Genomic DNA, 22,874 nt, shown 5'->3' with positions numbered 1-22,874 from the left:
TCTCTTTATTTTTATACTATCTTCCCAACATCTCCATAAACTTCCGCAATTCTTCTTGCGCTTCATCTGTTGTCCCGTGCAATTCACCTAGCATTTCAAATAATTTATCTGTCGATTTTTCTATCTCTTGCTTCACATCTGCTAATTCTTGTGCAAGTTGTGGTAATGGAGTCACTTCTTCTTCCTCAAACGTGTCTACATATCTTGGAATGTTTAGGTTGTAATCATTCTCTTTAATTTCGTCTAAGGTTGCTACATGTGCATATTTTTCAACATCTTCCCGTTTTTCATAGGTTTCAATAATTTTGTCAATGTTTTCTGGTGATAATTTATTCTGATTTTTCCCTTTGACAAATTCACTAGAAGCATCAATAAATAGAATATCTTTTGTTCTCCTAGATTCTCTTCCTTTGAATACCAACACAGCAGTTGGAATACTTGTCCCATAAAATAGATTTGCCGGCAATCCGATAACAGTGTCTAACAAATTATTATCAATGATATTTTTCCGGATTTTTCCTTCAGAAGCTCCTCGGAATAGTACACCATGAGGCAATACAATCGCCATCGTTCCAGTTTTATCTAAATGATACAGGCCATGTAGCACAAACGCATAGTCTGCCTTAGAAGCGGGTGCTACGCCATAACCTTTAAACCGTGTGTCTTTTTCTCGATCCACATTCTTTATATCCCACTTAGCAGAATATGGCGGATTAGCCACTACAGCATCAAATTTTAATGGAATTTGCATACCATCTTTTTCTGCGAATGGCCAGTCTGCATCAAGGGTATCACCACGTTTCAAATTCATATTTCGATAATTAATACCATGCATCATCAGATTCATACGAGCTAAGTTATAGGTTGTCGTATTCAACTCTTGTCCATAGAAATCAACACTGCCTTGCTTATTGCCCTCGGGTAGTTCATTTTTCACTGTCAGCAGCAACGAGCCTGATCCCATTGCTGGATCATAAACTCGAAATTGAGTATCATCCGCTTTCGCATCTTTGGTTACAATCTTTGCTAGTACTTGGCTTACTTCATGTGGGGTATAAAATTCTCCACCTTTTTTCCCTGCATTGGCAGCAAATTGACCAATTAAGTATTCATACACATCACCCAGGATATCGTGACCAGAATCATCTTTAAAGGTAAAATCGTTCACCATCAAAACAACATCATTCAAGGCTTTTGCTCGTTCATTCGTATTTGATCCTAACCGAGTATCTCCAAGATTAATGTCCGAAAAAACATTGGCAAAATCATCTTCGGCAACTGGATTCCGTTTCGCATTCAAATTGAACGAATCAAGCATATCCTGAAAGTCACTCGCTTTGATTTGGTGATTTTCAATCTTTGATACTAACTGTTCCCAAGTATATTCCGGAGCAATCGCATAACCGATTCCTCGACTGATTTCTTCCAAGTAATCTTCTTTTTCTTCAGAGTCAGTGACTTCGTAGTACTCGTCTAACCCATTTTTTTCTAAATACTCGTCTTGATTTTCTGATAAGTAGCGGTAGAACATAAATGGTAAAATATAATTTTTATACTCACTTGCATCCATTGTTCCACGTAATTTATTGGCCATTGCCCATAATTTTGCTGTAATCTCACTTGCATTACTCATTAATTTTCTCTCCTTTTAGACAAACATTTTTTGTAGCAATGTTTTTTTTATTTCTTTTAGTGAATCCAACTCACGCTGATGAAGGGTGATGGTAGTATCAAGTCTCTCAAAAAAGTTAGAAATTTTGGTCTGTTCTTCCATACAAGGAACCATTACCTTGACTGATTTTAAAGTTGGAAATTTCAAATTCCAGGTGTCAGATGTTAAGCCTTGTGAGTTCCTCTTAAACGTTTGAATCATGTCATGTCGTTTGAAATCATACGCAAAGAATTTTGAATCTATTCCTTCTTTTGGAATGATAACTGTGTATGCTGGACTGAGAATACCATCATATGAGGAATAACCACTTGCACCTTGCCACATTCTCATTGAATTGTATGCAATGTCACCAACTTCAACTTTCTTATAATTGGACTTATCATTACTGGAATTATCTTTTCTATCAAGTTCACTTGCCTTTACAACTCCTGAGTTAATAGTGACAGAGATAAGTTCTCCTTCACTACTGCGTTCTGATCGTTCAGAGAACACATCCCCCAACATACGCTGTTCCCAAGCGTCAGTAAATCCAGCAAAACAAATTTCTGGTTTATCTTCACCTGTTTTAGGAAACATTTTTTTTAAATAAGTTTGTTTTGTTTGCTCTAACAGATCAAGCTCACGCTGATGAAGAGCGATAGTGTCGTCGAGTTGTTTAAAGAAGTTACCGATTTTTTGTTGTTCGTTCCTATTATCAGGAACAAGAAATTCTGTTTCTGATACTTTTTTCCAATCTGATCGAGGCATTTTTGTACCAGAAGTGTCGTTAGCTACTCTTTGGTATTTATCCGATTGAATCAAAGAATAAATAAAGTCGGAATCACTTTTTATAACTCTGAAAACCCAAAAGTCTCCCAGTGCTACCCCTGTAAAAGAGGGTTTGAGCCAATTTTTCAAATATGGACGCAACTTTCCATATAAAATATCATTTGGTAAAAATTCTACTCCTTTTCTATTGTCAAACTTCTGACTCACATCTTTATTAAGTCTACCTTCTCCTGCTAAGATATCTTCAAATTCAATTTTTGGAAGACTGTTGGAGTTAGTAATTTTATTGACTCTAACTACTAAATTATTAAACTTACGCTGTTCCCAATCTCCCTCGTATCCGTCAAATCGAATTTCAGGTTCTTTTGTTATTTCATTGCTCATTTTAACTCTCCTTCGATCTTCGTTATCTCCTTATCAAAATCAGAAACGATATGCTGATGTTTATTGAACTCCTTGTACTCATCAACCGCTTTTCTCTTAGCTGCTTTACTGCTAATTTTTCCGTTTCCATCAAGAATTTGATAGCGATTAAATGTTAGAAATTCATCTATGCTTTTGGCAAAATCTTCCATACCTAAAAGTGTTTCATCTTCCAATAATCGCTCAACATAATCAAAATAAGAAGATACGTTCCGTTCAAGACTGCGAATTTGTTTTTCTGATAAATAATTTTTAGCAACTGATACATCTGACTGTAGGATTCTTCCATCTGGAGAGTTTTTCCAAGTCGTCAGTCCCATGTTCTCTTTTGTTTTATCTGCACCATTAAAAACAATCTCCGCAGCTGTTTTTCCAGTAATAGCATAGTGAAATTTATTTTGTACAGTCGCATAAAACTGCTTCGTAATTTCAGAGTTTTTGTCATAATCATAAGAGATTTCTGCAAATACATCGGTAATTTGTTGCCAAATTCTTCGTTCACTGGCACGAATTGAGCGAACCGTTTCTAGTAACTCTCGGAAGTAATCCTTTCCAAAAGCATTCTCACCTTGTTTCATTCGCTCTACGTCAATCTTAAATCCCTTTTGAATATAGTCTTTCAAAATATCTGTTGCCCAAATTCTAAACTTTGTTGCTTTTTGAGAATTAACTCGGTAACCAATAGAGATAATAACGTCTAAATTGTAAAATGTCGTTTCTCTTTTTACTTCTCTACTACCTTCATTTCGAACTATTTCCATTTTGGAAACAGTTCGATCCTCCTCCAATTCGCCAGACTCAAATATATTTTTTAAATGCTTGCTAATGGCTGGTACCCCAACATCAAAAAGTTGTGAGATCGTCTTTTGCGTCGCCCAAATTGTCTCTTCTCGAATAAGCACTTCGACTTTATCACTATCTTCATAAATTAAAAACTGAATTTCATTCAATAGAACTTACTCCCCTTTCTTAATCTCGTCCGCCATCTGATAGAAAGCTTTCCGAAATTCAATTCGATACTTAACCCATGAAAGATTCGCCACTTCCGCTGCTGCGATTTCTTTATAATCTGTTCGTGCATCGTTCATCATTGCTGTTAGTTCACCTTGTTTGTCCATATCTTCTTGACCAACTCGATGCCGTGAAATTAATTTGGCTAAATCTTTTGGCTTCACACTATTATCCAATCCCCATGTGCGAACAAATTCTGTATATAGTTTGATATTGCTATCTTTTTGAGATTGTTCCATCGCTTGATTCATTTCTTCAACATCTCTAGGAGCCGGATACTTATCAAAGATGAATTCCTTCGTAAAGATCTTGGAAACAAAATTGCGAACTTTCGTAATCTCCTTATCGCTATCCGATTTTGCAATTTCAACATCGATCTCATTTTTTGTCAGCTCAGCTTGATCCATTTTATCTTCATGAACCTCATCTGCCATTCGTGCGATCAATTCAATCAGATAATCATAATTGATCGTCACATCGTGAATATGCGTCATCTCTAAATTGACTTGCGATATATCGATATTTTCGATTTGGGCTCGGCGTTCACGCAACTCGTTAGCAAGTACCGTTGTCAGCATAACCTCTTGATCCTCTGTAATTCCTAAGCGGTCATAGAACAGTTCCGGTTCATCATAAACAGAAACGGGATTTTTTTCATCATCCTCCGTGAATTGCTTCAGTTGATTTAGTAATCGATTGTATTCCTGTAATCCTTCAAATACTTCCTCTTGCGCTTTTTCACTTGGAGGTAATTGAATAAAATTATCTGTTAGTTCAGCTAATTTCTGAATCACTTCTTTGGTTTCTGATTCGATTTTACTAAATGATTTTGATAAAATTCCCGACTCTTCATTATCTTTTTTTAATTCATCTAGCGATAATTGTTCTGCTGCTGAATCTCGATTTGAATAAATAGCAAAAGACTTGTTCATTTCGTATTCATTTTGGACAGGCCAACGATAATTAACAATATTTCCTTGTGGCTTTGCATCCCTATCATGGATTCTATTCGTACGTGAATATGCTTGAATCAGATTGCCCCCTTTTAAAGTACGATCGATGTACAATGTATTAAGCTCCGGTGCATCAAAACCTGTTAATAGTTGATCCACGACAATGACTAGATCCAAATAATTTCCATCGTCAGCTGTTTTATTCAAACGTCTAGCTAAATCTTCTGTATATGATTTAACTGTAGTCATATCAAAAGCAGTACCAAACAATCTATTATAGGATTGAATTGCTCGATGAAGATTTTCATTTGTTTTTAGCTGATGACTACTATTTGATGTATCCATCGAAAAACTAACGGCAACTTTTATCTGATCCTCAATTGACCGTTTATTATTTTCTTCCATAAATTTATCAAAATATTCCATTGCTCGAGGAGTACTAGCACGATTTCCCCCTACATGTACTGTAAATAACGCATTGTATTTTCGATTATTGGAGCGTTCTTTCCAGTTATCAAAAATATCTTCAACAACAAGTTCTACATGCTCGGGACTATTATCATACACACTGCCACGAAGATTGTCGTCAATATCTTCTTCTGTAGGATCTGCTGGTGCTTCAATCGTCTCCTTAAACTCCACTTTGAATCCCAAAACATTTTTATCAGCGATAGCTTCTTTAATCGTGTAAGCATGTAATAAGTCACCAAAAATTTCTCGCGTTTCTGGAAACTTAGGTGTACCTGTATAACCAACCCAAGCAGAGTTAGGCAGGGCTTTTCGAATAGATTCTAGCATCCCTTCATTTTTAGTCCCATCACCTGTTGAACGATGTGCTTCATCGACAATAAATAATACATTCTCAGTTAATGGTTGAAAGCTGTCTCTTGTTACATATCGAGACATTTTTTGAATACTTGTTACTATGATGTTTTTATCACTTTTTTTGGTAAGTTTACGGTGCAAGTCAGAAATATTGGCAGTATCACTTACAACACCAGTTTTCCCTTCAAATCCAGCGATTGGATCATATGCTCTATAGGCATCTGCTGTCTGGTTCGTCAATGCAATTCGGTCTACCAAGAAAATAACCTTGTCTACATTTGATAAACGACTCGCTAACCATGCCGTTTTAAAACTTGTAATCGTTTTGCCTGAACCTGTCGTATGCCAAATATAGCCTAGCTTGCCCTCGTCATACTTAAAATCAAATTTTCTAACTTTATCAAGTACACGTTTTGTTGCATAGACTTGGTATGGGCGCATGACTTTGATACTTTCTTTGTTCTTTGTCCCATCCAACACCATATATCGAGTAGATAAATCATGGGCCATGGGAATAGACAATACTTTATCTGCAAACAGTTTCCATGAACGTACTGGATGAGCTGTTTCTTCATCTTGCCAATTGAAAGCAAATGCACGATTGAAATTTTGTAATGTAGTATTTGCCATGTAACGAATATCAAACGGGGTCATCGCAATGAGTATCTGTAAGGTAGAAAAAATCCCACTAAATTGTTTCTCAGCAATATATTGTTCCATTTGATTTAAAGCTTCTGTCGCATTATGTAGCGCCTTTTTCAACTCAATTTGAATAATAGGTAACCCATTAATCAAAAGTGTAATATCAAACCGACGATTGGGCTTACCATCAACAACTTTTGGACGTTGAATTTGATTAACGACTTGATAGACTGTATTTCCGCCGCCAACTTGGGCTTGATCAAAAACGGTCAAAAAAACATGCTTTCCGTTATCAAGATCAACTTCAATTTCTGATACACCATTTACACCATATAAAAATTGTCCAGCTTGATAAGGCGTATTAATATTGGTAATAATTTTTTTCACTTGATTGAACTCTGTTGCAGATAACGGTTCATCTAGCCGAGCTTGATTATTTTGTTCTAGAATTTTTTTGAAGTTGTTCCATAATTGTTCTGTTGTTTTAATTTCAGCTTTATATTCCCATTGTTTTACGCCACCGATTCTTGTTAGATAATCCACAACTTCTTGCTCGAACCTTAATTCAGATTGACTTTTTATACCGAATTGCTTTGTCATAATCTATTCCTCCAAACTTTTTTCTAACATAGAATTTGTAAATTGCTCTAACAAGCGAGTATATATACTTAACTTACTTTGTAATTTCAATGATTCAGTGTAAATCCCCCCTATTTTTCTTTGTTCTTCTATAAGAGGTAGCGGAATAACAAGTTGTTCCAGAGACTGTTTTGTTAACCTTAAAACTGGACCTGTTCCTTGAAGACCTCGATCTTTTTGACGTTGAATATCTTTATGATTGTTAAATAAGTAAAGAAAATAGCGCTTGTCTAGCAAATCACTTTTAAACTCTACTTTTGTAAAATTTAGAGACAGAACTTTACCAACATTCTGTCCACTTACCATTGTTGCCCGTTGAAGTGAATTACTAATAACAACATCGCGTTTATCTAAAGATACTTCTTGATCAAATAAATAGTTTACTCTTTCCTCTTGAGTCGCTTCATTATAATACTTATGATCTTCTTCAAATGAAGCTTGATCGTAATAATCAATTTCTTGATTGCCAAACTGTTTTTCAGCTCTTGATTGATTAATTCCTTGAACAAAGGTTACAAACTCAGAAAGCTTTCTCATTTCCATATATACTTCCTCCTAAAATACAATTCAGGTCTCATTTAAACGATTTATCGAAATAATCATATATTTCTTTTTCGTTTCTGCGTTTTTATAATAAACCTTATACAGTAATTCGTCAATGGAAATAATTTTATATTACAAAAAATCCGCAAAAAAATGCGGATTCCTTTAAATATTTAATCTTTATTCTAGTGTAGTACAAGCCTATACCCTAACGTTACATATATCACTCATTATTATACCAGTATTTCTTCGTTACACATAAGGGTGTACCACAATAGTTTTTAATTGAAAGACTACAAGTAGTCATTGAAGCAAATCTTCATAAGACACCTGTAGAATATCTTTGATGGCTTTCAATTGATCCAACTTAATGTGTTGGCGGCCACCTTCAATCTAAACAAACGTTTCCAAATTAATAGCAATTTTACGAAGCTGTAGGTCTCTAATCAGCTCGGTTTGACCAATTCCTTTTTCTAATCGGATTCGTCTAATATTGCTACCGATTACATTTTCTCTATCAATAATTTTTTCCTCTTTCAAGAATAGCACACCTTTTGGACTAAAATAAGTCCTTTTTCTTATTAATCTTAAAGATTTGGTATGCTACAATGGGACTAGTATTAGTCCATATTCAATTTTAAGGAGGAATTTTTTTGAAAAAATTTGCAATCATTCTAACCTGCGCTTTACTCATCGGAACTATAAGCGGGTGTACCACTTCTGACACAAGTTCTACAAATACGGAAACTAGTACAACAACCTCAGAAAAGAATTACCCAATACATTTTTTTCCGGTTCCAGATGGATTTGAAGCTTATTATCATGATAAAAAACTAGATGTCCCTTTATCAGAAACTGAATCTACTGAAAAGATTTTGCCAATTGAAATTGAAAGAAATCAAGACGATATAAAACTAAAAGCTGAACTTCCCTTACTTAACAGCACACAAATTGATAGACATGAAAATATTAAAGTTAATATTGAAAAAGGAGCGTTAACACAACTTTATACTGAAAAAGTTGAACAATTTTTTGAAGCTGGTGCCAATAAAGACTTTTCAAAAATAAGCGATTATTCGGATAACTTTTTTAATGAGACCCAAGATGAAATCACGAACTCAACTTTTATGGATGAAGATATGCACAATATGACATTGAAAAAAATAAAGTCGTATGATCATCCATTAAATCTAACATTAAATAAAGGGATACTCTCTTTTGTATTAGCAGGTTACGTTGACTATGAATATACAGCAGATTATTTGGAGACGCCCCTTCAACACGATAATAACGATATTAATTTTAGATTTATCTACAATTCAAAAAGTAAAACATGGCTAGTTGATCAATTAAGCACTATAAATACAGGATTTCAGGAATTACCTAAGCCTGACAATGAAACTGCTTTGGTCATTAAAACATTCTAAAAAAGAAACGTTGAAGGAATAATTATTCTTTCGACGTTTCTTTTATTGTTTTTAGTTTACAGTCTTACCTGAGCGAATAATCTGATTTCTAAATGATTGGAAAACTTCTTGTGGTTGATAATAGTCTGTATCTATTTCAAATATTTCCGAAAACAATTCAAGGAATTTTTCTACTGAAATGATAATGTTACCATCTTCCTCTTGGCTGTTTTTTTTTATTTCTGCTTCTAATTCAAATAAATCTAGTGACGAACTAAAATCATAAATTAAGTCATATTGAATAAAAAAATCAAGAAAAAGTTGCTCAAACTCTTCCTTATTTATCACTAGTGTTTCAAGCGGAACAACTTTATTTTCATCAACCATTCTCCCAATTACCTCACTTTCATTTTCAATCGATCATTGTTGCGGACGTATCAGATTTCCTCTATCATTTTTCAGTGCATAGGTCACTTGTACTACACGACCATGCTTTGTAAACTTATTTTTTTAGTTAGTCTAATATTTTTAAATGCGCGTTTTATACCATCCGCTTGATATATTTTCTCCTATTTTTTAAATCTTTTATTACAACATTTATCATTTTTTCTTCTGTAAAAATATCTTGCTTACATCGTTACATAGTTTCCAAAAAAGTACATTACTAGTAGCAACAACAAGATTCCTTTTACTCCCATTAAAATGGAAAGTATATTTTAAATATTTTTTCTACTTCAACTTGCAGTATAAAATATCTTAATCACACGATGTGCTAGTCACTAAATTCATTATATTTGATTCCTTTTTTAAGATAATGTAGCACCTTTTTATCCAATAACGCAATTGTTTTCAAGGATAAATTTCTAAAAATGGTACATTACAAAATGGTATTAGACATATAAAACAAAAGAGCATAAGGGAAAACTGATAGCACCTTCCTACAGGAAGGTGGCTAAGTTGGCTGTGCCAACTGGTTTTCTTACAAAATCACTTCATATTTTTTTGATATCACAAAAAAATCCATTTTGGACCTATTTTCGGTCATAATATAGTACCTACTTTTGGTCCTAGTTTCGTCCGTAGTTTTGGTCATAGTGACTAAGGCTTTTACGCACAAAAAAAGAGTGGCAAGATAAAGCTTGCCACTCTCTTTTCTATTTACAAAATTGGTTTAAATTTACTTTCTTTAACACTTCATTTATATCATAGCAATTATAATGTTTACACAACATCATTCCTAATTTTAACGGTTGTTCCTCTTTATATTTTTTAAGTTCTACATTTTTTTTGCGTTTAATTGCTTTTCTCTTTTCTTTATATTCCTCTCAAATTTTCTCTTTAATAGTGACAATTGAATTAGATATTTTTTCTAAACTTCCTTTAATAAATTGTATTTGGATTACTGAAATTTGATTGAAGACTTTTCTAAGTGCTTTGTTTTTTCTTCATAATTATTTGATTTCATTTCCATTTTCTTCTATTGAAAATTTATTATTTTATTAGTCGTACGCATAGAACTGATTTCATTTTTTTATCTATTTGATTATCTAGCGTTTGAAATTCTAAGGTTTGATTGGCTTCATCAATATCTTTCTATACTACTTTATTTTATTTACAAAATTTATTTTCTTGTTTACTTTGGTCACAGTTTCATTCGACACTTCGGTGATATTTTTTCAATTTACAAATAAAAAGAGTTGAACCTAATGTATATCGGTTCAACTCTTTTGCAAGTTTCATAGGGCATACTATCACTTTTAATCTGACAGGTGTAAACCTCTCTTTATTTTTTTGTTACTCCAATTTTAAACAATAGCTCCTTTATATTTTGTCAATATTGCTCTACATATTCTAGCTCTTTTACCCATTCTTTCACTGAAGTGGAAGAGAATAACCGCTTAATCCCCAATAATTCTTTGTCATAAATCCATGTCAAATACAATTTTCAAAAAACATTTAATTCATGGATTTTCTTTTAACTTTTTTCTAGATAACAATAATACAGTTTGTTAATTATCTCATGTTTCAACATCAATTCTACTAGAATCATCAGTTCAATATAATTAGTGACCGTGATTTTTTCATTTGTTGCGTTCTTTACTGATTCACATAATTCGTCAAGTTCTAAGAAATCATGCGTACTAATCTGCAGAATTAATTGCATGACAATCACCTCTTTATTTTTTTAATAGACTATCGAAAAGTGGATTAGGATCATTAAATGTATCTCTGAACAACTCGTTATCTTCATAAGTGAATCTTCGTCTTGGTTTTGATCCCTTATCATTTTCACGGATTTCACTATAAATAATCAATGTTTCAAGAATTGAAACAAATTTATTCGCTGACTTTCTATCTTAAAAGATATTGATTTTTTTAGTATTAAATTTCATTTCTCCACTATCTTTTTGAACGTTCTCCCGAACATCTACTGTTTTGAACCCTTGACTACTTGTAGAATTTTGTACATTTTCTCGAACATCTACTGTTTTTGGTTGTCTTGTACTGCTACTTTGCACATTCTCTCGAACATCAATTGTCTTAGTACCTTGAGCATTTGAAGAACTTTGTAAATTCTCTCTTACATCAACATTCCGTCCGACATGACCATTCAGTGAACCTTGAATATTTTCTCGGACATCTACTGATCGGCCACCTTGACTACTTGTAGAATTTTGTGGATTTTCTTTGACTAATTTTTCTAATCCTGTATATGAATTTTTAGCTTCTTGGATTCTTTCTTTGGTCAACGCTTCTTTTTCGTCCATATTAGCGCCTGTACGTCCTTCTACACGTTTCCTTAACATTTCCTCACGATTCATTGCTTCAGGCGTGTATTTCGCTTCTTGGCGCTTCTGATTAATTAATTCTTCAGCAGACTTAGCTTGACCGTGCATAGCATTTTTGCGTTCTTCAATATCTTGTTGAACTTTTTGCTGAATTGCACTTGCAGGATTATTATTCGATTCAGCATTATTTTTCATTGCCTCACGCATACGTTCAGAACTAGACATAATTCTATCAGCATTTTCAACCTTAGCACCATCTCTTCTATCCGAAAGACGTGTTGGCATGGAATCAGCATATTTTCCAGTTTCATCTTCTTTATTTTTAGCCAACATAGGTTTGCTATTTTTATTAATAGCGGACACGGTACCATCATCTAAACCTTCTTTGAACTTATTCTTGGTATCATTAGCCATATCACGCATACTCTTAAATGGTTTTGTTGCTCTTTCACTAGCCATTGTAGCTCCATCTGAAGCTAAACCTGATAATCCACGTTCATGAGCATATCCCAAAACTCTTCCAGTTTTGCCAACTTTCTTTGATAAAGTTTCGCCGAAATTCTTTTCTGGTTTTCGATCTTCTCCTTCTGCGCTGTCTGATCCATTTCCGTTTACGCTTCCTTTGGCACGATTAAATCCATTTGATCCTTTTCTAAACAGCATTGCACCCATTCCAAAAGCAGAAGCAAGTTGTCCATAGCCTTCTTTGAGTCCAATATCAACACCAAAGTATCTCATGACTGTTCCACTGCCTTTGATTAAAACAAAAACTGCACAGATATAAGCAATTGTTTTTATAAAAATATTTGTTGAGATACCTTGTCCTGAGTTCAGAAAATTGATAAACATAGCAAACATGGATAGTCCAAATCCTTGAAATCCTACAGTCAAATAGCACTGTAGAATATCTGATAGAACAACTTTTGAACGCTGTCCTGTTTCAATATCTGTTGCAAAAACAAGAACACCTAACACACGTTTAAATGCAAGTTCTAGTATTGCTGTAATAATGACAAACGCGCTAAACACGTATGCGATTGCCAACGCTGTCAACCCAATCGAAATCCCCCAAAGATTTGCTTGATAGCGATAATAGCCTGATTTCAAGCTATCAGAAAATGTTGATAAAAAGTTATCAGAAAACTTTGTGGCAACAAATTCATTATTAGAATTTTCAACTAATTCATAGCGAAGATTATCCGCAGCTGGATTTTCTTTTTCCAATTTATCAATCACTTTATCAGTCAACACTTGTGTGAGATCCGTCTGTTGAAAATTTTTTCGTGTTAACTTATTTCGATCCTCCGTTTTATCAATGCTTGAGTACTGATCTGTTTTATTAATATATGCCAAATCTGTTACTCCTTGTTTTATCAATGACCAAGCGACTCCGTCATCTGAATTTGTAATCGTAGTAGCATCATTGTAAAATATTTTGGAAAATTGAATACCGCTAGAAATCATCGTTGGCATTAAAAGAATTAATGCTACAGACATCACTATATTCATTGCAACAGATTTTAAATCTATTGTTCCTTTTCCAGTAATCATCTTGTAGCCAACAAACATCAATGAAAGGATCATTAATCCAACGACCATTGTATTCATGACTGATTGATAAACGTTATTTAGCCCTGTACTTTCAATAAAATTGAACAAATCTAGCACATCTGGAATCATATTTTGAATCGAATCAGTCACAGTAAACATACCTTTTACCACAGCCCATCCAAGCCAAAACCCAAACTGACTAAGGAAATCTCCATTGTATTTTTTCAGGTAAGATCTATAAAGAGAATTATTCAAAAACTCTGTTTGACTTTTTGTGTCATCAAACCAATTGAAAATGCTAGCTTCAACAATATTACTTGTAAAAACAATGCTAATCATTAAAACAAGTACACTGAGTGCTAACCAGTTTATTTTTCTACTAACGATTTTTTCTTTAATTGCTTTCATAGTTTTCTCCTTCAGCCCATTTTCTAAGACTCTCAGAGAGCTGCTGAGCCATTTTTTGATTAATTATGACATGAGTTACACAATTGTCATTTTCAGCTCTTAAATCGAGAACTACTGTGTTGAAGCAGATACTCTCGATTAACTCAAGAGTATCTGCGTTATGATCAAGACAGTAAATCTTATCTACTAGATGATTTTCAATCATTTTAAATTCCCTCTTTTTTTTGTAGCTTGATTAGTTCTAACGCTTTATTTTTTAGAGAAGTAAAGATATAATTATTTTTTTGTTTGATACGATGATCTGTTTTTGCTCTTCGTATCAAGTCACGTAAAGTCATTGCTAGCTGTTCTCTAACATGATCTACAAAATAACTATTATTACAAATTTCATAGATAATTTTCAGTTGAACTTTTTGTTCTTTTTCAGCGGACTTAATTGCATAATTGAATTTTTTGTACCAGTTTTCGAATTGACGATAATCACTATTGCTAGCCAATTTTAAGCAATTCACAATACTTTTTCCCCATATTTGTTTAAGAAGATTTTCTTCAATAAATGTTTCAATCAATTCTTCATCTAATTTATTATTTTTAGTTGAAAGTGATTCAAGAAGATCATCATTATGTGATTCTTTAATATCTTTACTATCTTTATAAGACTTATATAATTCTAGTTCATTTTTTGAACTATCAGCAAAATTGTTTTTGTCTCTTGTTTTCATTGATGTGTCGCATAGTTCAAATTTTGAACTATCAACAGAATATTGATTTGTTCCATAGTTCAAATTTTGAACTATCAAGTTTTTTTGACTATTTTCTTGATGGGTTATCTTATTAATTTTATAAACATCATCTTTGCACAGAACAGGCTTTAACAAATAATAAAAATTTGGGAACATTTGCATTTTACTTTTATTGAAGCCATTTTTTCTTTTCACAAGAAGTTTAACTTTTTGAAGTTCATCTAGTGCTGATAAGATTGTATTTTTTGACATTCCCGAAATTTCTACGAGATTTTTGATTTCAAATATTAAAAAAATTTTTTGATTCTCATCATACAAGTTATTTTCCAATGAAAGTCTATTTCTATCTTTTAGTAACATATAAACTAACTTAGAACTTAGTTTCATTTTCTTATATTTTTCATTTACGTTTAAAAAAATAGGATATTGATAGTATAATTCTGCATATATATCAGAATTAGAATAGCCTTGCTTTTCAACTAAGCTTTCAACTTCTTTTTCATTCATTGTCACACCTGCTTCTGATTTTATTTGCTATAATAGATTCAAATAAAGTTTTCTCAGAACTTTATTATTGAGTGTTCCCCCGATCTGCAAATTGACGGGAACACTCTTTTTAATTTTTTCTACTTCATCATTATTCAAAAAATCACCTCGTTTTTTAAATTTGATGACTCAATATCCATTTTTTGCATTCTTCTTTTGAAAACAACTCCATTTTTTCTAATAAAATAACTGGCAATCCCATTCTTTTAAATTTCAAAAAAGTTGTATATGATACATTCAAATATTTAGCCATCTCTTTTCCTTTTAGAAATGGTCTTTCTAATCCGGTATCAATTCTTGCTTGATCAATAGCCTCTTTTGTCATTTCAAAAACATAATTTTTCAATTGATTCGTTTGTTGTTTATCTAACATTACTGTAATTCCTGCATCCATTATTTTTCTCCTCTCATTTTCTATTTCTTCAATCAGCCAACTCGCCAAGTTGTATTTATTTAGATTTTCAAATCATTAAGTAACCAATTTACCAACTTTTGATAAGTAGATGCTCTAATACTTTCTTTGCTCCCATTTTCGATTTTGACATATGTTTTCCGATTTATACCTATCAATTTTGCTGCATCGTTTTTAGTAAGTATAAGATCGGCTCTATGTCTTCTTAAGCTTCTAATGAATTGATCATTAAGAGTTATCATTCAGATCCTCCTTTCAAATTATTCACTTTGTGGTTTTTATCTTAATAAGCACATTTTAAACCACGAAAAGAGTAATGTCAACGAAAATATTACTCAATTTGTGGTTTTTATGCTATAATAGTTTGGAATTTAATATAGGGGGCGTTACTTTGAATAGAATAAAATTTTATATTGATTCCAGTAAAAAGACCATTAAACAAATTAGTACAGAAACTGGTATTAACTATACAACTCTTACGAACTATTACCGTGGTGAGCGAAATCCTAGAAATACTGAAACATGGAATATCCTTGCTGATTATTTCCATGTTCCTGTAAGTTATTTGATGGGATTAGACGAAACAAATTCCATAGAACAACCTAATCTTGATAGAATAAAAACTGCTCGTTTAGAAAAAAAGGACAAAATAGTCAAGAATATTGCCAGTCTTGACTCAGATTATTTTACTGAATTATCTAATCTATACTTTTCCATGACTTCTTTACTTGAAGTCAAACTTCAAGAAGATGACTCTGACTTTCTTTTTTTAAAAAGTATTCTAGAGGACTCCTTTGAATACACGATTCTATTTGCCAAACAAAAGAAGTTTATTAATAAAGCTTTAAACTTAAATATCGATGAAAGAAAAGAGTTAGAATCTGAGTTATTTGGCAACTTAACCCAAGTACAGGTTAACAATCTAAAAAGAGAGATAACAGCTCGATTAATATCAAAACTTCAATAAAACTAATTATTCAATCAGCCAACTCGCCAAGTTATCAGATTGGAGAGATTAGTTATGTCAATACAAAAGTACACAACAAAAAGCGGTGCACGATATAGTGTCCGCTTGTATGTTCGTAAAGATGAAAATGGAAAGCAAGAATACTATGTAAAAAAAGGGTTTAAAACTGAAAAAGAAGCCAAGTTACACGAAGCAAGAAAAAAGGTCGAGATCGAAGATACCGGCTATCATAAGCCTTCTAATGACTTGTTTATAACAGTGTATGAAGAATGGTTGCCTTCTTATAGGAATCGTGTACAAGAAACGACATATCAACGTACAAAAGACCTTTTCCGCTTGCATATACTACCAAAATTCGGGAATAAGTCCATTTCTAAGATTACTCCTGTTCACTGTCAGAATGCAGTCAATGAATGGGCTTTAAAATTCAAGAATATCAAACAGCTTAAGTCTTACAGCTCTCAAATATTTGAGTATGCCATTTTTGCAGAGCTATTACACCGAAATCCTATGGCAAATACAAATCTACCAAAGCGGGAAAAGAAAGAAAATGAAAATTACTTTTCATTAGAAGAACTAAAAACTTTTTGGGATATTCTCAATAAAGAAGAGCCTTTAAAACATATTTTAATCTTCCAGCTTTTGATTACTACTGGTATACGTAAAGGAGAGCTAGCTGCTCTTCATTGGTCTGACATTCATTTTGAAAAACAGCTAATGTATGTTAGAAAGAGCTATACAACTATTCGAAATGAAGAGAAGAATGCAAGAAGAAAAACTATCAGGATTCAAAAAAATACAAAAAATATATCTTCCGAACGAATATTACCAATTGATGCACAAACTATTGAAATGTTAAAACTCTGGAAAAAAGAACAAGCTCGAGAGATTTTGCAGTTTGGCATAAATACAAATACAAAAAATCAACTTATCTTTACCTATGTAAATGCAGACGGTGACATTAATCAACCTTTGCATGCGGACTATTCAAATAATATATTGAAACGTTTAGAGAAGAAATATAAATTTAAGCACGTTACTATTCATGGATTCCGGCACACTCACGCTACTCTTCTACTAGAAGGTGGAGCAAGTATCAAAGAAACACAAGATCGATTGGGTCATAAAAATGCTGAAACTACCCTTAACACTTATTCTCATGTTACTGAAAAAGCTCAACGAAATGCGTTAGAAAAATTCATTGCTTACACTGGTTTATAATATTGTCATTACCTTTCTTATTACCAGAACGAAAAAAAGACACCTTCTCGCAATGAGAAAGTGTCTGAAATCGTTGGTATAACAACGATTAACGTTTTGAGAACTGTGAAGCTTTACGTGCTTTCTTAAGACCTGGTTTTTTACGTTCAACCATACGTGCGTCACGTGTAAGTAAGCCAGCACGTTTAAGAGCTAAACGGAAATCAGGATCAACTTGTAACAATGCGCGTGCGATACCGTGACGGATTGCACCTGATTGTCCAGCGTATCCACCACCATTTACGTTTACAAAAACATCGTATGAACCTTTAGTTTCTGTAACGCCGAATGGTTGGTTGATTACTTCACGCAAGTCTGCGTGTGGGATGTATTCTTCAACATCTTTTTTGTTAACAGTAATTTTACCAGTACCTGGTACTAAACGTACGCGGGCTACTGCATTTTTACGACGGCCAGTGCCGATATATTGAGCTTGTGCCAATGAAATTCCCTCCTATTAGATTAAGTTTGTGATGTCCAATACTTCTGGTTGTTGTGCAGCATGTGGGTGTTCAGCGCCAGCATAAACATGAAGTTTCATTCCTTGTTTACGGCCTAAAGTGTTTTTAGGAAGCATGCCTTTTACAGAAGTTTCGATCAAACGACGAGAATTTTTAGCACGTAATTCTCCAGCAGAGATTGATTTCAATCCTCCTGGGAAGTTTGAGTGACGGTAATAAATTTTATCGCTTGCTTTGTTACCTGTTAATTTGATTTTTTCTGCATTAATGACGATTACGAAATCGCCTGTATCCACATGAGGTGTGAATGTTGGTTTATTTTTACCACGTAAGACAGATGCTACTACTGCTGAAAGACGACCCATAGGAACATCTGTTGCATCTACTACGTACCATTTACGTTCTACTTCGCCTGGTTTGGCCATATATGTTGTACGCACAATTTTTTCCTCCAATTCAATTTCACGAATGTTTGACATACACTTGAGTTTCCGGGGCTCTTGTGGGGCAAACAATACCATATAACATAATACCTTCTATAAAGCCTAATGTCAACGTAATTCCGCCTCTTTTTGAAAATTTTCTCCATTCGTTTTCTGCCATTTTCTCTGAAAAACGAAACTTGTTGTTGCAGGATTCTAAAACTGAATATCTTTATGAATATTATGTATAAACTTTCATTAGCAAAGTGAGCATCCACTTCTTTTCCTTAACCATCGACAATAGTATAAAAACCTGATAATCACCACTTTTATGTATAAATATTTAATTTTACCCTTGATTTATTATTTTTATTCTGATAAGATAGCTTCAATCACTTGAAAACACGCGGAAAAGGAGTTAATAAGTATGAAAGAAAAAGTAATATTGGCCTATTCTGGAGGATTAGATACCTCCGTTTCAATTAAATGGTTAACGGACCAAGGATATGATGTGGTGGCTTGCTGCCTAGACATCGGTGAAGGTCGCGACACCCAATCCATTAAAGACAAAGCTTTGGCAGTTGGCGCGATTGAATCTTATGCCATCGATGCCCGCGAAGAATTCGCCCAAGATTTTGCTTTGATCGCTTTACAAGGCAATACTTTTTATGAAAATTCTTATCCTCTTGTTTCCGCTTTGTCTCGTCCATTGATTGCCAAGAAATTGGTGGAGTTGGCATTAGCGACTGGCGCAACGACCGTCGCCCACGGCTGTACTGGTAAAGGCAACGACCAAGTTCGGTTTGAAGTGGCGATCGCTGCTTTAGCGCCTCACTTGAAAGTCATCGCACCGGTTCGGGAATGGAAATGGTCCCGAGAAGAAGAGATTGCCTATGCGGCTGAAAAAGGAGTGCCGATTCCCGCTGACTTGGACAATCCATATTCCATCGACCAAAACTTGTGGGGACGTGCCTGTGAGTGCGGCGTCTTAGAAGATCCTTGGGCAACACCGCCAAAAGGAGCCTACGCCATCACACAAGAATTAGAAGATACTCCTGACGTACCGACGATCGTTGAGATCACCTTTGATCAAGGGGTACCGACGGCCATTGATGGCGAAACGATGAATCTAGCAGAATTGATCATGAAACTGAACCGGGTGGCTGGCGAGCATGGCGTTGGTCGGATCGACCATATCGAAAATCGTCTGGTGGGAATCAAATCACGGGAAGTTTATGAATGTCCAGGAGCGATCGCTTTGATGACGGCTCATAAAGAATTGGAAGATTTGGTCTTTGTTCGGGAATTGGCGCATTTCAAACCAATCATCGAGCAGCAATTAGCCCAAGTCATCTATGATGGTCTTTGGTTCAATCCATTGACGGAAGCCTTGATTACCTTCCTGAAAAGCACACAAGTCTACGTCAACGGAATCGTGCGTTTGAAATTATTCAAAGGCAACGTCATTTGTGAAGGACGGAAATCTGAAAACAGCCTGTACGATGAAAACTTAGCAACGTATACTTCTGCAGATACCTTTGATCAGCATGCGGCTATCGGCTTCATCAAATTATGGGGACTGCCAAGCAAAGTGCACGCTGAGATCCAAGCACAACAGCAACTAACAGAAACATTGATTTAAGTATGCACGGCTGAAGCTGCCGCTTCAGCCGTAATCTTTTTTTGAGGTGAGAATATGGCAAAATTATGGGGCGGACGTTTCGATGGGAAAAATGAAGCATGGATCGATGCTTTTGGGGCTTCCATCACGTTTGATCAAAAGTTAGCAAAACAAGACATTCTTGGCAGTTTGGCACATGTCAAAATGCTGGTCCATACGGGCATCATCAGTCAAACCGATGGCGAAGCGATCATTGGCGGCTTGACCACGATTCAGCAGCAATTGGCCGCTGGCGAATTGACCTTCACGATTGAAAATGAGGACATCCATTTAAACATCGAGACATTCTTGCATGAATTGATTGGACCCGTGGCAGGCAAACTGCATACTGCCCGCAGTCGAAACGACCAAGTGGCGACCGATATGCATTTGTATTTGAAAGAAGTCGTGCAAGAGGTGATCACTTTGATCGCTGAGTTGCGAGAAGCGCTGGTTTTACAAGCCGAAGCCAATATCTACACCATCATGCCCGGTTATACCCATCTGCAGCATGCACAGCCGATTTCTTTTGCCCATCACCTCTTAGCCTATTACAGTATGCTGACGCGTGACCAAGAGCGTTTCAAAGAGAGTTTGAGCCGCATCGATGTGATGCCTTTAGGCAGTGCCGCTTTGGCAGGAACCACCTTCCCTATCGATCGTGCTTTCACCGCTCAAGAGTTAGGGTTCAGCAATATTTACAGCAACAGCCTAGATGCGGTCAGCGATCGTGATTTTATCTTGGAATTTTTAAGCAACGCCTCTTTATTGATGATGCATCTGTCTCGTTTTTGTGAAGAGCTGATTCTTTGGTGCAGCCATGAATACCAATTTGTGGAACTGATCGATACCTTCTCCACCGGCAGCTCCATCATGCCTCAAAAGAAAAACCCTGACATGGCGGAGCTGATCCGTGGAAAAACAGGACGTGTCTATGGGAACCTCTTTGGTCTTTTGACGGTCATGAAGGGCTTGCCGCTGGCGTACAACAAAGATTTCCAAGAAGACAAAGAAGGCATGTTTGACAGTGCCGAAACCATCACGAAAAGCTTGCAGATCATGACAGGCATGATCGCAACGATGAAGGTCAATCAAGCACGGATGCAAGATTCCACTGAAAAGGATTTTTCCAATGCAACAGAATTAGCGGATTACTTAGCCGGCAAAGGCGTACCTTTCAGACAAGCCCATGAGATCGTCGGCAAGCTCGTCAGTGAGTGTTTGAGCAAAGGCATCTATCTGCAAGATGTTTCTTTGGAAGAATACCAAGCGATCCATCCTGCCATCGACAGCGATATTTTTGAAAAACTTGACTCCTATACCGCCGTCAAAAATCGCCATTCTTATGGCGGCACCGGTTTTGATCAAGTGGCACAGCAAATTGAAGCCGCCAAAGCATTATTGGCGGGCAAGTAAAAAAACCAGCGAAGAAAATTCTTCGCTGGTTTTTTGTTGATTAATGACGTACGCGAGATTTCGCTGGATCGATCAATGGCGCTTCGCCTAAGTGCGCTTGGATCATCCAAATACGTTTTTCGATGGCTGTTTTGAAGCCGATGAAGATATCTTGGGTTGGATCGTCGCCTTCTTCACCAGATACTTCGATCCCTTTTTGGTATAAGTCCGCTAAGTAACGGTAGCCTTCCACCAATGTAGCTAAGCGTTCTGGAATCGTGCGGTCCCAGTTGCCGACTTCATCAGGGATTTGAGTGTGTTCAGCCATTTCACGCAAAGTTGAATATGGTGAACCATCTAATGTAATCAAGCGTTCAGAAACTTCATCCAATTGCTCATTTAAATCATCCATGAATTCGTCCATCATTGGATGCAATGTCAAAAAGCCAGGTCCACGCATGTACCAGTGTGTTTGGTGAACGACCATAGCCATTTGGCTTAAATCAGCAACAAGTTGGTTTAATACTTCTTTTGTTTGTTCAAATTTCATAACGATTCCTCCTCTAAATTATCTATTTTAAGGATAATACGAAACAATTAAAAAGTACAACAAAATCATCTATTTGAGAAAATTTCTCACTCTCTTACGTATTTCTTTATGAGGGGGTACGAAAAATGACGATTTTCGTGTTTTTTTTAGGCGCTTTACTCGGCTTCTTTTGGCTTTTACTATTGCAAACCCTGTTTTGGAATCTGCCAAAAAGTGATTCTCGTTCTCATTCCCCGAGGGTGAACAAAGTTTCGGATAACCATTGGTTTTTTCTCCTTCCTACAAGATGGCTTTCACCCCCGCTTTATTGGGTCTTCGCTGGCATATGCTATGGCGGGCTTTGCGGGCTTGCCTTTCATGATTCCGAAAGCTTCCTGGCTTTTGTCTGGCTGACCAGTGCCTTTTTACTCAGCTTGACCGACTTGATAGACTATAGCGTCTACCCACAACTGCTGTACCCCGCCCACCTACTGCTAGCGCTGGCACAGTTTAGAAGCGGCGCTTCTTTTCAATGGCTGTCTTTAGGCTTGCTGGTTCCACTGGTCTTTTTTGTCTGGCAGGAAAAAATGGGCGACGGCGATCTCTTAGTGCTGGCAGGCTGGGGCACTTGGCTATCGCCGTCGACACTTTTGGCCCTCTTACTAGTAGCCAGCAGTCTTGGTCTCCTCGCTTTTTTTAGCTATCAAGGCATCTGGAAGAAACGATTGGCGCAGTTGCCCTTCGTTCCCTTCTTGAGTCTTGGTTTGCTGATTGTTCGCTTTCTAGCGTTTCATACTTTTGACGCTTTTTTTTCTTTGAAGTGAAGAAAAATAGGGCAGGAAAAAGCGG

The 22,874-nt window shown here is 35.5% G+C and carries 20 protein-coding genes and 2 pseudogenes; 6 read left to right on the top strand and 16 right to left on the bottom strand.

Going from position 1 to position 22,874, the window contains the following annotated elements; genetic code table 11:
- Nucleotides 1–16: 16 nt before the first annotated feature.
- From Q1X33_RS09685 to Q1X33_RS09660, 6 genes and pseudogenes are all read right to left on the bottom strand, one after another.
- Complete coding sequence (locus tag Q1X33_RS09685) at nucleotides 17–1,633, bottom strand: type I restriction-modification system subunit M (protein WP_301969651.1); 1,617 nt, start codon at nucleotides 1,631–1,633, stop codon at nucleotides 17–19.
- A 15-nt stretch (nucleotides 1,634–1,648) separates the two neighbouring features.
- Nucleotides 1,649–2,824, bottom strand: a complete 1,176-nt coding sequence (locus tag Q1X33_RS09680; RefSeq protein ID WP_301969650.1) for a restriction endonuclease subunit S — start codon at nucleotides 2,822–2,824, stop codon at nucleotides 1,649–1,651.
- A complete protein-coding gene (locus Q1X33_RS09675; protein WP_301969649.1) occupies nucleotides 2,821–3,813 on the bottom strand; it encodes a virulence RhuM family protein in 993 nt (330 codons plus the stop codon). Before Q1X33_RS09675 ends, Q1X33_RS09680 begins: the two co-directional genes overlap by 4 nt.
- A 6-nt stretch (nucleotides 3,814–3,819) precedes the next feature.
- Nucleotides 3,820–6,894 (bottom strand): type I restriction endonuclease subunit R, encoded by a 3,075-nt coding sequence (locus Q1X33_RS09670; protein WP_301969648.1) that lies wholly within the window; start codon nucleotides 6,892–6,894, stop codon nucleotides 3,820–3,822.
- A 3-nt stretch (nucleotides 6,895–6,897) separates the two neighbouring features.
- Nucleotides 6,898–7,476 (bottom strand): restriction endonuclease subunit S, encoded by a 579-nt coding sequence (locus Q1X33_RS09665; RefSeq protein ID WP_086322063.1) that lies wholly within the window; start codon nucleotides 7,474–7,476, stop codon nucleotides 6,898–6,900.
- 303 nt (nucleotides 7,477–7,779) lie between these two features.
- Nucleotides 7,780–8,025 (bottom strand): annotated as a pseudogene (locus tag Q1X33_RS09660) (helix-turn-helix domain-containing protein).
- 104 nt (nucleotides 8,026–8,129) lie between these two features.
- Between Q1X33_RS09660 and Q1X33_RS09655 the strand changes: the two are divergent.
- On the top strand, nucleotides 8,130–8,903 hold the full coding sequence (locus Q1X33_RS09655; protein ID WP_301969647.1) for a hypothetical protein: 774 nt from the start codon (nucleotides 8,130–8,132) through the stop codon (nucleotides 8,901–8,903).
- Nucleotides 8,904–8,954: 51 nt separating this feature from the next.
- On the opposite strand, the gene Q1X33_RS09650 is transcribed toward Q1X33_RS09655, so the two are convergent.
- The 7 genes and pseudogenes from Q1X33_RS09650 to Q1X33_RS09620 form a co-directional block, all read right to left on the bottom strand.
- Nucleotides 8,955–9,269 (bottom strand): hypothetical protein, encoded by a 315-nt coding sequence (locus tag Q1X33_RS09650; protein WP_301969646.1) that lies wholly within the window; start codon nucleotides 9,267–9,269, stop codon nucleotides 8,955–8,957.
- Between the two features lie 1,588 nt (nucleotides 9,270–10,857).
- Entirely contained in the window at nucleotides 10,858–11,046 is a 189-nt protein-coding gene (locus tag Q1X33_RS09645; protein ID WP_301996751.1) for a hypothetical protein, read from the bottom strand.
- 196 nt (nucleotides 11,047–11,242) lie between these two features.
- Nucleotides 11,243–13,630, bottom strand: a pseudogene (locus Q1X33_RS09640) (pLS20_p028 family conjugation system transmembrane protein); the annotation flags it as partial.
- The gene (locus Q1X33_RS09635) at nucleotides 13,617–13,835 is read right to left on the bottom strand and encodes a hypothetical protein (protein ID WP_301969644.1); all 219 of its coding nucleotides are present in this window, start codon (nucleotides 13,833–13,835) and stop codon (nucleotides 13,617–13,619) included. The gene Q1X33_RS09635 and the pseudogene Q1X33_RS09640, both read right to left, overlap by 14 nt.
- A 1-nt stretch (nucleotide 13,836) precedes the next feature.
- Nucleotides 13,837–14,880 carry a replication initiator protein A gene (locus tag Q1X33_RS09630; RefSeq protein ID WP_301969643.1) on the bottom strand — a complete coding sequence of 348 codons (1,044 nt, stop codon included), beginning with the start codon at nucleotides 14,878–14,880 and terminating at the stop codon, nucleotides 13,837–13,839.
- A gap of 154 nt (nucleotides 14,881–15,034) precedes the next feature.
- Nucleotides 15,035–15,361, bottom strand: a complete 327-nt coding sequence (locus Q1X33_RS09625) for a hypothetical protein (RefSeq protein WP_002321715.1) — start codon at nucleotides 15,359–15,361, stop codon at nucleotides 15,035–15,037.
- 11 nt (nucleotides 15,362–15,372) lie between these two features.
- Nucleotides 15,373–15,573 (bottom strand): helix-turn-helix domain-containing protein, encoded by a 201-nt coding sequence (locus Q1X33_RS09620; RefSeq protein ID WP_002319736.1) that lies wholly within the window; start codon nucleotides 15,571–15,573, stop codon nucleotides 15,373–15,375.
- 74 nt (nucleotides 15,574–15,647) lie between these two features.
- Here Q1X33_RS09620 and Q1X33_RS09615 point away from each other — a divergent pair, with 74 nt between their 5' ends.
- Both Q1X33_RS09615 and Q1X33_RS09610 read left to right on the top strand, forming a co-directional pair.
- Nucleotides 15,648–16,298, top strand: a complete 651-nt coding sequence (locus Q1X33_RS09615) for a helix-turn-helix domain-containing protein (RefSeq protein WP_367652789.1) — start codon at nucleotides 15,648–15,650, stop codon at nucleotides 16,296–16,298.
- A gap of 54 nt (nucleotides 16,299–16,352) precedes the next feature.
- Complete coding sequence (locus Q1X33_RS09610; protein ID WP_301969642.1) at nucleotides 16,353–17,519, top strand: site-specific integrase; 1,167 nt, start codon at nucleotides 16,353–16,355, stop codon at nucleotides 17,517–17,519.
- Between the two features lie 88 nt (nucleotides 17,520–17,607).
- Here Q1X33_RS09610 and rpsI read toward each other — a convergent pair whose 3' ends face one another.
- The gene (rpsI, locus tag Q1X33_RS09605; RefSeq protein ID WP_003128901.1) at nucleotides 17,608–18,000 is read right to left on the bottom strand and encodes a 30S ribosomal protein S9; all 393 of its coding nucleotides are present in this window, start codon (nucleotides 17,998–18,000) and stop codon (nucleotides 17,608–17,610) included.
- Nucleotides 18,001–18,015: 15 nt separating this feature from the next.
- On the bottom strand, nucleotides 18,016–18,462 hold the full coding sequence (gene rplM / locus Q1X33_RS09600) for a 50S ribosomal protein L13 (RefSeq protein ID WP_301969661.1): 447 nt from the start codon (nucleotides 18,460–18,462) through the stop codon (nucleotides 18,016–18,018).
- Nucleotides 18,463–18,868: 406 nt separating this feature from the next.
- Between rplM and Q1X33_RS09595 the strand changes: the two genes are divergently transcribed.
- Together Q1X33_RS09595 and argH are read left to right on the top strand one after the other, a co-directional pair.
- Entirely contained in the window at nucleotides 18,869–20,083 is a 1,215-nt protein-coding gene (locus Q1X33_RS09595) for an argininosuccinate synthase (RefSeq protein WP_005230386.1), read from the top strand.
- Nucleotides 20,084–20,137: 54 nt separating this feature from the next.
- Nucleotides 20,138–21,517 carry an argininosuccinate lyase gene (gene argH, locus Q1X33_RS09590; RefSeq protein ID WP_005230384.1) on the top strand — a complete coding sequence of 460 codons (1,380 nt, stop codon included), beginning with the start codon at nucleotides 20,138–20,140 and terminating at the stop codon, nucleotides 21,515–21,517.
- Nucleotides 21,518–21,557: 40 nt separating this feature from the next.
- Here the strand turns inward: argH and Q1X33_RS09585 are convergent, their stop codons facing one another.
- Complete coding sequence (locus Q1X33_RS09585; RefSeq protein ID WP_005230382.1) at nucleotides 21,558–22,046, bottom strand: Dps family protein; 489 nt, start codon at nucleotides 22,044–22,046, stop codon at nucleotides 21,558–21,560.
- A 125-nt stretch (nucleotides 22,047–22,171) separates the two neighbouring features.
- Between Q1X33_RS09585 and Q1X33_RS09580 the strand changes: the two genes are divergently transcribed.
- The gene (locus tag Q1X33_RS09580; RefSeq protein WP_005230380.1) at nucleotides 22,172–22,849 is read left to right on the top strand and encodes a prepilin peptidase; all 678 of its coding nucleotides are present in this window, start codon (nucleotides 22,172–22,174) and stop codon (nucleotides 22,847–22,849) included.
- Nucleotides 22,850–22,874 lie beyond the last annotated feature (25 nt).

Origin of the sequence: Enterococcus sp. B2E4, assembly GCF_030499455.1 — a bacterium.
GTDB classification, from domain to species: domain Bacteria; phylum Bacillota; class Bacilli; order Lactobacillales; family Enterococcaceae; genus Enterococcus_D; species Enterococcus_D casseliflavus.
Note: the sequence above shows the minus strand (reverse complement) of the source record. Positions and strands in the feature narration are given on the sequence as shown.

Bases quoted from the DNA above. Each gene is read 5' to 3' on its own strand.
- Q1X33_RS09685 (WP_301969651.1), bottom strand. From the start codon at position 1,633: ATGAGTAATGCAAGTGAGATTACAGCAAAATTATGGGCAATGGCCAAT.
- Q1X33_RS09680 (WP_301969650.1), bottom strand. From the start codon at position 2,824: ATGAGCAATGAAATAACAAAAGAACCTGAAATTCGATTTGACGGATAC.
- Q1X33_RS09670 (WP_301969648.1), bottom strand. From the start codon at position 6,894: ATGACAAAGCAATTCGGTATAAAAAGTCAATCTGAATTAAGGTTCGAG.
- Q1X33_RS09665 (WP_086322063.1), bottom strand. From the start codon at position 7,476: ATGGAAATGAGAAAGCTTTCTGAGTTTGTAACCTTTGTTCAAGGAATT.
- Q1X33_RS09650 (WP_301969646.1), bottom strand. From the start codon at position 9,269: ATGGTTGATGAAAATAAAGTTGTTCCGCTTGAAACACTAGTGATAAAT.
- Q1X33_RS09645 (WP_301996751.1), bottom strand. From the start codon at position 11,046: ATGCAATTAATTCTGCAGATTAGTACGCATGATTTCTTAGAACTTGAC.
- Q1X33_RS09635 (WP_301969644.1), bottom strand. From the start codon at position 13,835: ATGATTGAAAATCATCTAGTAGATAAGATTTACTGTCTTGATCATAAC.
- Q1X33_RS09630 (WP_301969643.1), bottom strand. From the start codon at position 14,880: ATGAATGAAAAAGAAGTTGAAAGCTTAGTTGAAAAGCAAGGCTATTCT.
- Q1X33_RS09620 (WP_002319736.1), bottom strand. From the start codon at position 15,573: ATGATAACTCTTAATGATCAATTCATTAGAAGCTTAAGAAGACATAGA.
- Q1X33_RS09615 (WP_367652789.1), top strand. From the start codon at position 15,648: ATGTCAACGAAAATATTACTCAATTTGTGGTTTTTATGCTATAATAGT.
- Q1X33_RS09610 (WP_301969642.1), top strand. From the start codon at position 16,353: ATGTCAATACAAAAGTACACAACAAAAAGCGGTGCACGATATAGTGTC.
- Q1X33_RS09595 (WP_005230386.1), top strand. From the start codon at position 18,869: ATGAAAGAAAAAGTAATATTGGCCTATTCTGGAGGATTAGATACCTCC.
- argH (WP_005230384.1), top strand. From the start codon at position 20,138: ATGGCAAAATTATGGGGCGGACGTTTCGATGGGAAAAATGAAGCATGG.
- Q1X33_RS09585 (WP_005230382.1), bottom strand. From the start codon at position 22,046: ATGAAATTTGAACAAACAAAAGAAGTATTAAACCAACTTGTTGCTGAT.
- Q1X33_RS09580 (WP_005230380.1), top strand. From the start codon at position 22,172: ATGACGATTTTCGTGTTTTTTTTAGGCGCTTTACTCGGCTTCTTTTGG.